Raw genomic sequence first — 12,728 nt, forward strand, 5'->3', positions numbered from 1 at the left:
CGCTTTTGGTTGGTATCGCTCGGCTGCATGATCAGTCCGTGAAATCTGTGCTATCCGTGGTTCGACTTATTTTTCTCTAGGCGGTCCTACTTCCATCCAATGACGATCCAACACGCCAAGTCCGACCCACAGCAGAACCTGCTGGTGATGTGCGTGCTGTCGCTGGCGGTCGGCGCCATCGGCGGGCTGGGGGCGTGGGTGTTCCGCTTGTTGATCGGCATGTTCCACAACCTCTTCTTCCTCGGCAAGTTCCAGCTCGCCTACGACGCCAACGCACACACGCTGGAGAACCCCTGGGGCCCCTGGGTGATCGCGGTCCCGATGATCGGCGCGGTGATCGTCGCTTGGCTTGTCAAAACCTTTGCCCCCGAGGCCAAGGGGCACGGCGTCCCCGAGGTGATCGACGCCATCCACTACGGACGCGGCAACATCAGGCCGGTGGTCGCGGCGGTGAAGTCGCTGGCCTCTGCGGTGTGCATCGGCAGCGGCGGGTCGGTCGGCCGAGAAGGGCCCATCATCCAGATCGGCAGCGCGTTTGGGTCGACGCTCGGGCAGATCATGCGTCTCCCCACCCGGCAGCGGATCACCCTGGTGGCCGCCGGCGCAGCGTCGGGGATCGCGGCTACCTTCAACGCGCCGCTCGGCGGGATCGTCTTTGCGATCGAGCTGCTCTTGATCTCGGTCAACGTGCGGACGCTGCTGCCCGTGGCGACGGCGACGGTCACCGCCACTTACATCGGCCGGGCGCTGCTGGGCACCCACCCGGCGTTCGACATCGAGCCGCTCCGCATCACCGATTTCCATCTGGAATCCCCCTGGGGCCTGCTGCTGTTCGTCCCCTTCGGGCTCGTGATGGGCCTGGCGTCGATCGTGTTCGTGAAGGGGATGTACTGGACCGAGGACCGCTTCGACGCAATGCCGGGGGGCGCGTACACCCGCCACGTGTTCGGGATGACCATCGTGGGGAGCCTGCTGTTTGCGATGTTCCAGTGGCAGGGCAAGTACTACGTGGCGGGGATCGGCTACGGCACCATCGTAGACGTGCTGTCCGGGGCGCTCACCAATCCCGCCTTCCTGCTGCTGCTGTGCGCGCTGAAGCTGGTCGCCACGTTCTTGACCCTGGGGTCGGGGGGCTCGGGGGGGATCTTCTCGCCGGCAATGTACGTCGGCGCCACGTTGGGGGCGGCCTGTGGGCTGGCGATCAAGACGGCGCTGCCGGAGGCGCAGGTCGATACGCTCGCCTTCGCCCTGGCCGGCATGGCCGCCATGATCGGCGCCTCGACCGGCGCAATGGTGACCGCCGCGGTGATGCTGCACGAGATGACCGACGACAACAACGTGATGCTGCCGGTGATCACGACGATGATCCTGGCCTGCGCCGTGCGGAAGCACTTCTCGCCCGGAAGCATCTACACCATCAAGCTGCTGCGTCGCGGCCACGTGGTGCCCGAAGGTTTGCAGGCCGCGCTCGACGACGCCAGGAACGTCTCGCACGTGATGTCCGGCAGCTTCTCGGTGATCGAGGCGGCCTCCCCCCTGACCGCGTCCCCGACGATCGCAACGATCGTTGTCCACGGCGGCGAGGTCCAACGCTTGGTGGCGCCCGGCGAGGCGCCCGTCAACCGCGGCGCGGAGGCCCCCGGCGACCTCGTGATCTTGGCCCCCGACGAGCCGCTGGTCGACGCGCTGCGCAAGATGAAACTGGCCAAGACGGCGTGCGCGGTCGTCTCTTCTCGGCCCGATTCTGCGCGCGTCGAGGACGTGCTGGGTGTGCTCTCCGTGCAGGAGATCAGTTCGTACCGCACCGAGCTAGCGGAGCTGTTTTCCTAGCCGCCCAGCGCGATCGTGTGGTCGACCCCTTCCCACTGGTTGGCTTCTTCGTAGAAGAGCGTGAGCTTGCAGCCCGCCAGCCCCTTGAGCTGCTTCGCAGCGAAGCCGACGGCGTACATGCCAAACGGCGCCGGTTGGGACCGGGCTTCTTGCACGTCTGGCCAGTCTCCGTCGAGGTCGCCCCCGCCGGCGACCATCGCGTAGTGCAGCCGGAAGGGCTTGCCGTCCTCGACCCGCAGGCCGACGCCCGGCGGCAGCGCCTCAAAGGGGGCGTCCGGGCGCCAACGCCACACGGCCGGCTCGGGCCGCTTGGCGCCCCAGCGCTTGGCTACGGCGTCGAGCAGCTCGATCGGCTTGCCGTCGTGCTGGGCGGCCACCAGCTTCATGAACTCGGCGTGCGCCCACAGCAGCGGCATCGCGCTGCCGGTGGGCGCCCCCGGGGTCAGGCGTCGCGCCGGGATGGCGGGGGCGTCCCACACCTGTTCGGGCAGCATCCCGCCGGGGCCGGTCATGGCGGCCATCGCACGCAGGTAGGGGGCCGCGTCCTCGCCCTGCTGGACCGCCAGGTGGCCCCGCTCGCCCGTGAGCAGCGGCCACAGCCGGCCGATCCCCTGCCCATCGAACGGGGCGCCGTCGGCGTGCTCGCCGTACCCGTCTTCGTTGTAGCGGTGGTACGACACGCCGTTGGGCGTATCGACCGCGAGCTCGCCCTCGATCACCTTCAGCGTCGCCCGCATACGCGGGTCGTCCGCCGGGCGTAGTCCCAGCCGCGCCAGGTACAGGTAGTCGAGGCTGACGACCTCCTCGGCGGGGAGCGTCAGCCCCCCTCGGTTGGCGATGGGGAGCGGCCCGTGCCTGCCGGCAAAGATGTCGCGGACCGCCATCCGCAAGTAGTAGCCGTCGACGCCGTATTTCTTGCACAGCTCCGTATCGCGGACATACAGCCAGTCCTCAACGCGGCGGTTGAGGAAGTCCGCGTACGCCAGGCACTCGTCGCGTTCCGCGGAGTCGCTCAGCAGCTCCGCGGCCGCAACCAGCGCCGCGATGGTGACCGCCAGCGTGAACGGGCTGATGCCGGCGTTCTCTTCCCAGCGGTCTTGCGGAGAGATCGGGCCCGACCGGATCAAGAACCCGGCCGCGCGGCGCACCATGGCCTCGGCGCCGGTCAGCCCGTCCCCTTGGCCGAGCTCGTAGAGCTTGGCGACCAGCAAGATCGGAAAGGCCGCTTCGTCGAGCTGGACCCCTTTCCAGTAGGGGGTGCCGTCGGGGTAGAAGTTCTGGCTCCAGTGCCCGTCCTCTTGCTGGGTGGCGATGAGGTATGAGGCCATGCTGCGCGCCTCGTCGTAGTGCTGCGCCGCGATCATGCCGAAGCCCGCCTCGACCGAGTCGCGCGCCCACACCAGGTGGTACCCGCCGAGGTCGTCGTGCGAGTTGCCCCAGGGGATGCTGAGGCTCGCCACCACCGCGCCGGGGAAGTGCCTGTCTTCGCACACCTTGAGCACCGTGGCGCTGCGGAGCGTCAGCGAGCGGTAGGGGGAGGCGGCGTCGCCCGGGCACCGCAGCGACTCTCCCCACTCGGTCCAGCTCTCCAGGGCGCGGTCGCGGATGGCGCCAAACCCTTCGGCCAGGCTCGAGCCAACCAGCGTGTGGGCGCCGACCACCGTGCCGGAGAAGCCGATCGCCAGGACCCCTTCTTGCGCGTCCAGCTCCCCCATCAACGCCACGTTGCCCTGCTCGGCGCGGGGGTAGGTCCAGTCCATCCGGCCGTTCTTACGGAAGTCTTGCCAGCCGTCGCTACGGCCGACGTAGCCGGCCGACCCGCGGGCGAAGCCGGCCGTGTCTTGCAGGCACAACGCGCAGTCGCCCTGAGAGGCCATCAGCGCGCCGTGCTCCACCCAGGCGGTGTTGTCGCGGCCACGGCTGCCGAGCCGGGGCGCCAGCAGCGGGTAGAGACGCAGCCGGTCCGCGTCGGAAGAAGTCTCTTGCTCTAAGCGGTAGCGCACCAACACCACGTCGCGGCGATCGTCCGGCGCAATCTCTAAGGTGACGGTAAACCCCTCGCCGCGGTGGACGATCGTCGGCAACGGGACGTACGGCTCTGGGGTGGCGACCGTGTAGTTTCCCAGCCGTTTGAGCTCCGTCCAGCGGCCCCCGCCGGCGACGATGAAGCCGAGGTCGCGGATCTGCGGCTGCCCGGTCGAGGGCCAGAACACCTCGTTCAGGATCCCGTACCCGAGCGTCACCCACACCCGGCTGGCGCCGAGCGCGGTGGTTACCAGGTCTTTGGCGCTGGAGCACCATGTGGGGTCGATGCCCGGCGAGCCGGGGGCGTTCTCGTTGGGCATTTTCATCCCCCTTGTTCGAAGCTTGGGTAATCTGTCATCCCGCCATCGACGAAAACAGTTGTCCCGGTCACGTAGCCGGCGGCGTCCGAGAGCAGCATCACGGCCATCTTGGCGACGTCGTCTACTTCACCGATCCGGTCGAGCGGGATCTTCGACATCAGGTCCTTCATCTGCGCTGGATCGCTCCACACGCTCTTGTTGATCGGCGTCCGGATGGCCCCCGGCGCCAGGGAGACAACGCGCACCCCGTGCGGCCCCGCTTCTTGGGCCATGGTCTTGGTTAGCATCGACAGCCCCGCCTTGCTGGCCGTGTAGGCGCTGTACCCGCTCCAGGCGATCTTCTCGTGGACAGAGGTGATGTTCAGCACCACCCCAGACTTCTGCGGGATCATCCGCCGAAGCGCTTCGCGGCTGCACGAGAACGCTCCGATCAGGTTGATCTCCAGCACGCGGCGCCATTGGTCCGGGTCGCATTCCCAAGAGTCTGCCCGCGGCCCGTCGATCCCTGCGCAGTTCACCAGCAGGTCGATGCCGCCCCACTGCGAGTCGAGGTGGGCGAACATCGCGGCGACGCCGGCGCTGTCGGTGACGTCTGCCTGGAACGTCGTCGCCTCACCCCCCGCGGTTTCGATCTGGCCCTTGATGGCGTCGGCGGCTTCCGGGTGCGATCGATAATTGACGGCCACCTTCGCGCCGGCCTTGCCCAGGGCGAGCGAGATCCCTTCCCCGAGTCCCGAGGAGCCCCCGGTCACCAGCGCGCGTTTACCCGCAAGCTTCAGGTCCATCTCTGCAATCCCTCTGGGTGAACGGACGCGCAGGGACGCCTGCGGGAACAGGACGATTCTAGGGCGACCCGGCCCGGTACGCGATCACCCCAGCGCCGCCGGCCTCGGCTACGGCTCTGCCCGCAGCGCGTCGTTCGTGTAGTTCCATACGGCCAGCACCGGCGTGTTTGCGTGCTTGTCGTCGAGGCCCAGGGTGCTGATCGACGCCGTATCGAGCAGCAGGTGCTGCGCCTGCTGCACGCTCCAACCGATCCATCGCACCCCCAACACGCGGCCGAAGTGCCCGTGCGAGAAGATCGCGATATTGCCCTCCAGCCGGCGGAGCCTCTCGATCACCCGGTCGGCGCGACCGGCAACCTGCGTGGGGCTCTCGCCGCCGCTGCCGCCGTCGCGGAACAGGTTCCACGCCGGCCGCACCGCGTGGATCTCGCGCGAGGTGAGCCCCTCCTGCTCGCCGTAGTCCCATTCCCGCAGGTCGGCGTCAACCTGGGCCGACGCGACGAGCCCGGCGAGCTCGCAGGTCTCCCGGGCACGACGGAGGGGGCTGGTGAAGACGTGGGCGAAGCGCACCAGGCAAAGCTGCTCCCCGAGGCGTCGCGCTTGGTCTTCGCCCTGCGTTGTCAGCGGGATGTCGGAGCTCCCGGTGTGCCGACCGTTGAGCGACCACTCGGTCTGCCCGTGCCGAATCAGGTAGAGGCGTTGCTGCATCGCGGCGCTTTGGGTCGGGACGTCGTTAGGTGGTGGGAGGAGTCCCGCGATGCGACGGGCCGGCGTCGCACCGCCGCCGGGGGGTCACGGAGGGTCGTCGTGCGGCAGGTGAAACCCTTGCTGCGAGCAGTCCCTTCGAAAGAACATGTCGAGCAACCAATCGAGCCCCACGCGCGCCTTGCGGCCCAGCCCGGGCATCTTCGAGAGGTAAACGGTCCGCCACATCAGCCAAGCGATCCGACCGGTGAAGTGCATGCCGAACACCTCGGCGATCGCGCGGCCCCCACCCAGCGGGGTCAGCGTCCCCTTGGACTTGTACACCAGCGGCTCGGTCGGCTTGCCACGCAGCGTCGCAACGATGTTGCGGGCCGCTTGCTCGCCTTCCTGCAACGCGTGCTGTGCGGTCGGCGGGTAGGGGTGGCCGTCGGGGTCCGGGTTCACGGCGCAGTCGCCGATGCCCCACACGTTGGTCGTGTCGGCGACACGCAGGTCGGGCTCGCAGCTCAGGTAACCGTGGTGCTCCACCGGCAGGCCCAGCTCCCCCAGCAGCGGCGGCGCCGCGATCCCCGCGGTCCACACCACCGTGTGCGTGGCGATTACCCGGCCGCTCGCCAGGGTGGCGGAAGATGAGTCGATGTTGACCACGGTGTCCGACGTCACGATCTCAAGCCCGCGCCGCGTCAGCAGTTCGGCCGCGCGGCTGGAGAGGGCCTCGCTCATCGTGTCTAGGATGCGGCCGCCGCGTTGCACCACGATCACGCGGATCTCTTTCTTGTCGATCCGCGGGTAGAGCCGGCTGGCGTCTTGGAGGAAGTCGAAGAACTCGCCGGCCACCTCGATGCCGGTGTAGCTGGCGCCCACCACCACGAAGCTCAGCAGCGCCCGGCGGCGTTGGTCGTCGTCGCTGGCGTCCGCCATCTCCAGCATGCCGATCGCGCGGTCGCGCAGCAGCAGCGCGTCGGGCAGCGACTTCATGAAGTAGCCGTGCTGCTTCAAGCCGGGGACGTCCGGGACCATGTTCACGCTCCCCAGCGCCAGCACCAGGTGGTCGTACCCGAACGTGATCGGCTCGCCCAGCTCAGGCGCGGCGACCACTTGCTGCTTGGCGATGTCGACGCTCTCGACCTGGGCCATCACCAGCCGCGTCTTGCGGAGGAACTGCCGCAGCGGCGCCACCACGTGCCGGGGCTCGAGCGCGGAGGTCGCCGCCTCCACCAGCAGCGGGAAGAACACGAAGTAGTTGCGCGGGTTGATCAGCACCACCTGGGTCCCCTCCGGCGCGAGCCGTTCGAGGCGACGCGCGCAGTACGCGCCGGCGAACCCCCCGCCGGCGATCACGACCCGAGACTTCACCATAGCGGGCTTCTCAAAGGAGACAGAACACACGGGGACAAACAGAGTAGATGCAACAGCCGATCGGCGCGGATTAAAGCCGATGGGCAGCCCTCGTCACCGGCCGGCCATCCGCGTTCATTGGCGGTTTCATTTGGCGCCTGCCAGCGCGCTGCTCTTCTTTTCGATGCTCGCCAACAACGCGTTCCAGCTCTTGCTGAACGACTCGGCGCCCTCGCGCTGAAGCTGCTGGCTCAGCGCTGTGACGTCGACCCCCGCCTTGGCGAACGCCTCGAGCATGTGCTCGTAGTCGCGGATGTGGGCCGGCATCATCTTGTGCATGGCGTCGTGCTCGGCCACCGCCTTGAGCGTGGCTTCGGGCAGGGTGTTCACGGTCAGCGGGGCGGCCAGCGCCTGCACGTACAGGGCAGGGGGGGCCGCCGGGTCTTTGGTGCCGGTGCTGGCCCACAGCAGCCGCTGCCGGTCGGCGCCCGCGTTGAAGATCCGCTGCCAACGCGGCGACTCCATCATCAGCCGGTACGCCACGTACGCCTGCCCCGCGACCGCGATCCCCAACTGGTTCCGCAGCTCCTTGGGGACTTTGTCCTGCACGGCCACGTCCCAGCGGCTGATGAACAGCGACGCCACGCAGCCCACCTTCGGGTTCATCCCGGCGGCGATACGCCGCTCCACGCCCCGCAGGTACGCGTCCGCGGCCTCCACGTACTGCTCGCGCGAAAAGAGCAGCGTCACGTTCACCGGCACGCCGGAGAAGATCGCCTCTTCGATCGCGGGGACCCCTTCGGGCGTGCCCGGGATCTTGATAAACAGGTTGGGCCGCGCCGCGCGGGCGTGCAGGTCCTTGGCCGCGGCGATCGTGCCGGCCGTGTCGTGGGCCAGCAGCGGCGAGACCTCGAGCGACACCCAGCCGTCGACGCCGTTGGTGCGGTCGTACACGGGCCGGAACAGGTCGGCCGCCCGCTGCAAGTCTTCGATCGCCAGCTCGAAGAAGAGCGCCTCGCCCGACTTGCCCTGCTGGTGCTTCTTGCGGATCGATTCGTCGTAGTCGCTGCTGCCGCCGATCGCCTTCTCAAAGATCGTGGGGTTCGAGGTCAGCCCCGTCACGCTCAGCTCGTCGATGTACCGGCTCAGCGTGCCGCTCTGCATGAGCTCGCGCGTGATGTTGTCGAGCCACAGGCTCTGGCCCAGTTCGTGAAGAGATTGGGTCGCTTTCATCGTGTCGCTCCTAAGAGGGATTCAGCATGAGGTTGTAGTGGTTGGCCGAACTGTGCGGCTCTGCCGCCAGGTGTTCGACCGCGCGGGCCGCGGCCCGGTCGACTAGCCACAGCAGCCCCCCCCGCGTGGGGCGGATGAGCTGCGAAGGGAGCCGGGCGGGGGTCTTGGGGCCTTCGAGCACGGCCTGCAGCACCTCCGCCTTGGCGGCGCCGGCGGCCAGGAACGCCGCGGTGCGGGCGGTGTTCAGCGCTGCCGCGGTGAGCGTTACCCGGTCGGGCCCCGGCACGGGCGCCGGCACGCCGGCCGCTAGCTGACGTTGTTCGTCTAGCGCCGCCACGCCGGGGAACAACGACGCGGTGTGCCCGTCTTCCCCCAGCCCCAGCATCACCAGATCGAAGCGGACGCCCTCGGGGAACTGGGCGCTGAGCAGCGCGTCGTAGCGCTGAGCGCCCGTGGCGTGGTCGACCGAGCCGTCGATCGGGTGGACCTGACTCGTGGGGATCGGCACCTGCTCTAGCAATGCCAGCCGCGCCATGCGGTAGTTGCTGCGGGGGTCGTCGGGCCCGACGCAGCGTTCGTCTCCCCAGAACACGTGCACCTGGGGCCAAGGCACGCTGTCGCGATACGGGGGCTTGGCCAGCAGCTCGAACGTGCGGCGCGGGGTCTCCCCCCCAGAGAGGGCCACACAAAAACGCCCCCGCAGCGCCACCGCTTTCTGCGCCTCGGCCAGGAACAGCCGCGCGGCCGCGGCGCTCACGGCGTCGACATCGTCGTAGATTTCTACCTCGGCCCCGCGGCCGGCGGAGGCGCCCGTGCGTCGCTCTTGCTCCAGCACCTTGCCCAGCCGTCGGAGGTGGCGCTCGGCGTGCGTAAAGCGTGCGCCGAGGAAGGCGGTTACTACCTCCATCGCCAGCGAGGGCCCGATCACCCGCCCACCCAGGCAAACGATGTTCATGTCGTCGTCCTCCACCCCCTGGTGGGCAGAAAACACGTCGTGGATGAGCGCCGCACGGACGCCGGCCACTTTGTTCGCGGCGATCGAGGCGCCCACGCCGCTGCCGCAAACCGCCACGCCGCGCTCGATCCGACCCGCGGCCAGCGCCTCGGCGAGTGGCAGGACAAAGTCGGGGTAGTCGTCCTCCGAGCAGAGCTCATTGGCGCCAAAGTCGACTGCCTCGTGCCCCGCGTCACGCAGCCACTGGGCGAGCTCCAACTTCAGCGACAGCCCCCCATGGTCTGCGGCGATCCCGACTCGCATGCTTGTTCCCCTGTTGCTGCGTTATCCCGTTGGGCGACACGCCTTTGGGAGCACAGCTTACCGTGATCGAGCCGGTTCGCCCACAAGGGGCTTGCCGGAGGCGCACGAAGCGGGGCAGGGGGCTGCTAGGAACTAACGGATAAATGCCGGCGCACGGCCGATCACGACCCGGGGTTGGCTTGCCGGCGTCGCAACCGCTGGCCGACCTGCTCTAGGGCTTTCACGTCTTCCGGAGGGATCGAACCGTCCGGCATGGGGCCGCTGTTGAGCAGCAGGTTCGCGCGGCTCTTCTCGGCCGACTTGAGCATCTGCATCACTTGGTCGGCCGACTTGTGCTTGCCGTCGTCCGCCTTGGTGTACCCCCAGCCATGCGGCTGGAGGGTGTCGCAGATCTCTAGCGGCACGTCGGACTCGCCCTTCCAGTTCCGTTCAGGCGCCCTGAAGTCTTCTGTGCCGAGCAGGCCCTGCTTGTACGACACCAGGACCTGCGGCTGGAGCGCGTGGATGTGGTCGTAGAGTTCTTGGCATTTGAACTGCCCCATCTTGTTGGGCCGCGACGCCGGGGTCGCGTGGCCGTCCAACCAGATCGCGCCGATGGGCCCGTAGTTGGTCAGCAGCTCCGTGATCTGGTTGTGCATGAACTCAACGTAGACCTGCAGGTCGTGCTCGTCGCCGTACTTGTAGTGCGACTCACGAGGGTCGTAGTCGGGACGGGCGGCGCCGCCCCAATCTCCGTTGTTGGGGGCATGCGGGTGCCGCCAGTCGCGCCCGTGCGAGTAGTACAGGTAGAACCCGAGCCCCTTGGCGGCGCACTGCTCGGCGAACTCGCCGACGAAATCCCGCTTGGCGGGGCTGTTGACGCTCTTGAAGTCCGTGTACTTCGAATCGAATAGGCAGAAGCTGTCGTGATGCCGCGTCGTTAGGTTGATGTACTTCATGCCGGCGTCGAGCGCCATGTCGGTGATCCTGTCGGGGTCGAAGCGGTCGGCCCGAAAGCGATCGACCAGCTTGGCGTACTCCGCGACGCGGATCTTCTCCTTGTACTGCACCCACTCGTGGCGGCCCAGCAGCGAGTAGAGCCCGTAGTGAAGGAACAGGCCAAACTTGGCGTCGCGGAACCACTGCACCGCTGCCTTGCGGGGGTCTTGCTGGTAGAGCTCCGAAACGTCGCTGAGGTACGACGGCGTCGAGCCGACGGCCCGACTGGCGGCGGGGGCTTGGCTCCACGCGGAGTCGCTGCGAGCGATGGCGCCGCAGGCGGCGGCGGCGACGCCCGCTTGGATAAAGTCGCGTCGATTCATCATCATGCCTATTTTCACGCGGTTGGTTGAGCGAAACTCAGGCGCCGTCAGAGCGGTCGGTGGACCGAAGTCAGTCCGGCGGGCGGCTTCCAGTATAGTCGATCCCTCCGCACCCGGGGGGCGCCGTTGCTATTGTGGTCGCCCTCCCAGCCGGCAGCGTGAGTCAAGTGGTCGCTAGCCGGCACTCCGACGCAAACGTAGAGCATTGCGCAGACGCGCGATTGACGACGCCGTTGAGCTTTATGTCGCCGCGGTCCTAGGTGTTCCAGTCGCCGACAGCGACGGACCCAGACCCTCCCGCGATGAGGTTCTGGCTTGGTCACCCCGCCACGAACAGCGCCACGTCGCCGCTATTCACAGCGCCGTCCTTGTTCACGTTCCCCGGCCAGAGTACCCAGGTAGGGACCTTGCTTGTGACGTTGGCGGCGACAAACGTTGTTGCGTCCAACCCGGGGGTCCGCGTCCTTGGCCCTTTCCGCCGGCGCCGGGTCAGCCCCATGGCCCCCGCCAGGCCGATCAGGGCGAGCGTGGCTGCCGCCGGCTCGGGGACGGGCGCCGCGTCAACACCCCCCAGGGCGGCGGTGTTGCTGAAGCGGCTCTTCCAGTACGTATAGTCGAGCTGGTTCACCACGTTGTTCCCGTCGCCGTCCGCCGCCAAACCCGCGCCGGTGGCGCCGAGGGAGTCACGCCACACCGTGTAGTCGGCGGCATCGACGAGGCCGTTGCCGTTGTAGTCGCCGGCGACCTGGGTGCTCACGTACTCGATGTTCGCGTTGAGGACGAGGCCGGTAGGAGACCGGAACTCAAAGCTGAGGGCGTTGGCGCCGGGGCCTTGGGTGTCGAAGGCGTTACCCAGTGAGATGGAGTCTCCGATCCCCAGCTCCGAGCTGCCGCCCAGGAACGCCTCGGCCAGCGAGGTTGAGCCCGGCGTGCCCAGCACTTCCCAGCCGTTGCCCTGGCCGTCGCCGCGGGGGAACTCGGCCAGGTCCTGGCCCTGGTTGGGGGTCGCGTCTTCTAGGCTGTTCCAGCCTGCGGGATTGAGCGATCCGGCGGGCCCCGACAGGCGGTACAGGTCCATGTCGAACGTCTTCGACGTTGGGTTGGAAAGCACAACGGCGCCGGTGAGGGTGTTGACCGTGACGGTGGGCAACTCGAGTTCGCCGGTAGTCACGTAGGCGGTGAAATGGGCGTTGCCGAAGCCGACCGCGTCGAGGGTGATGTCCTGGGTCGTTGCGTCCGCGATGAAGGCGCCAATGGCGAACTGATCGTCGAGGTCGACCGTGTTGCCGTTGCCATCGCCGAACTGCATCACCCGGGTGTTCCGACTATCCACAAACCAGAGCTGGATCTGGTACTGTTTACCCACGGTCAACAACCCCGACCCGAGCACGGAGGTGTCCCCGTCGCCGTCGCCAAGAGTAATCGTGAAGGGGTCTCCGCCGCCGCCGTAGGAGAGGGTGCTTACTAGTTGGTCGTACTCCGGGTCGCCCCCGTTCGTGGTCGTAGAAAAGTCGTTGGTCGCGAGCAGCGATGTCGGCAGCAAGCTAGAGGTCGCCACAAACGTAACGCCGTTCACGGTCACGTTCATCCCCGCCTGCGGGCTGTTGGGCGTTGTCGCCGTGAAGGCCTCGACCACGTCGCCGAAGACGACGTCCGACGAGTTGCCGGGCCCCGTGCTGATCGCCGTGGCCGGCCCCCAAGTGACTACCGCCGCTGCGGCGTGCTGAGCCGGCAGGAGCATTGCCGCTGTGGCCGCGAGCAGCAGCGCTACGCACGGCGCGGGGGCGACGCGCGTTCTGCGGAGCAGCCCGGCCGCGCAGGCCAGGCCGGCAAGCGCTACCAGCGCGAACGATCTTGGTTCGGGGACGCTTTGGGTCATGGCTGCGGATACTCCGGGGCTGTTTTGGCCGTCATCAAGGGATTTGAATAGTCC

At 67.9% G+C, this 12,728-nt stretch carries 9 protein-coding genes; 1 reads left to right on the top strand and 8 read right to left on the bottom strand.

Features of this window, described 5'->3' with window-relative positions:
* Nucleotides 1-99: 99 nt before the first annotated feature.
* Nucleotides 100-1,830, top strand: a complete 1,731-nt coding sequence (locus Pla175_RS06295; protein WP_145282220.1) for a chloride channel protein — start codon at nucleotides 100-102, stop codon at nucleotides 1,828-1,830.
* Here Pla175_RS06295 and Pla175_RS06300 read toward each other — a convergent pair.
* The 8 genes from Pla175_RS06300 to Pla175_RS06335 all read right to left on the bottom strand — a co-directional run bounded on the left by Pla175_RS06300 (nucleotide 1,827) and on the right by Pla175_RS06335 (nucleotide 12,674).
* A complete protein-coding gene (locus Pla175_RS06300; protein ID WP_145282223.1) occupies nucleotides 1,827-4,175 on the bottom strand; it encodes a glycoside hydrolase family 15 protein in 2,349 nt (782 codons plus the stop codon). The two genes, Pla175_RS06295 and Pla175_RS06300, sit on opposite strands and share 4 nt — an antisense overlap.
* A gap of 2 nt (nucleotides 4,176-4,177) precedes the next feature.
* Complete coding sequence (locus Pla175_RS06305; RefSeq protein ID WP_145282225.1) at nucleotides 4,178-4,960, bottom strand: SDR family oxidoreductase; 783 nt, start codon at nucleotides 4,958-4,960, stop codon at nucleotides 4,178-4,180.
* Nucleotides 4,961-5,068: 108 nt separating this feature from the next.
* Nucleotides 5,069-5,668, bottom strand: coding sequence for a histidine phosphatase family protein (locus Pla175_RS06310; RefSeq protein WP_145282227.1), 600 nt, complete (start codon nucleotides 5,666-5,668; stop codon nucleotides 5,069-5,071).
* A gap of 84 nt (nucleotides 5,669-5,752) precedes the next feature.
* Entirely contained in the window at nucleotides 5,753-7,024 is a 1,272-nt protein-coding gene (locus tag Pla175_RS06315; RefSeq protein ID WP_145282229.1) for an NAD(P)/FAD-dependent oxidoreductase, read from the bottom strand.
* A gap of 126 nt (nucleotides 7,025-7,150) precedes the next feature.
* Nucleotides 7,151-8,236, bottom strand: coding sequence for a transaldolase (gene tal, locus Pla175_RS06320; protein WP_145282232.1), 1,086 nt, complete (start codon nucleotides 8,234-8,236; stop codon nucleotides 7,151-7,153).
* Between the two features lie 10 nt (nucleotides 8,237-8,246).
* A complete protein-coding gene (gene pgl / locus Pla175_RS06325) occupies nucleotides 8,247-9,494 on the bottom strand; it encodes a 6-phosphogluconolactonase (protein WP_197527306.1) in 1,248 nt (415 codons plus the stop codon).
* A gap of 161 nt (nucleotides 9,495-9,655) precedes the next feature.
* Nucleotides 9,656-10,801, bottom strand: coding sequence for an alpha-L-fucosidase (locus Pla175_RS06330; protein ID WP_231954217.1), 1,146 nt, complete (start codon nucleotides 10,799-10,801; stop codon nucleotides 9,656-9,658).
* Nucleotides 10,802-11,114: 313 nt separating this feature from the next.
* Nucleotides 11,115-12,674 carry a PEP-CTERM sorting domain-containing protein gene (locus Pla175_RS06335; RefSeq protein ID WP_145282235.1) on the bottom strand — a complete coding sequence of 520 codons (1,560 nt, stop codon included), beginning with the start codon at nucleotides 12,672-12,674 and terminating at the stop codon, nucleotides 11,115-11,117.
* Nucleotides 12,675-12,728 lie beyond the last annotated feature (54 nt).

Source organism: Pirellulimonas nuda (assembly GCF_007750855.1).
In the GTDB taxonomy this organism is placed as follows: domain Bacteria; phylum Planctomycetota; class Planctomycetia; order Pirellulales; family Lacipirellulaceae; genus Pirellulimonas; species Pirellulimonas nuda.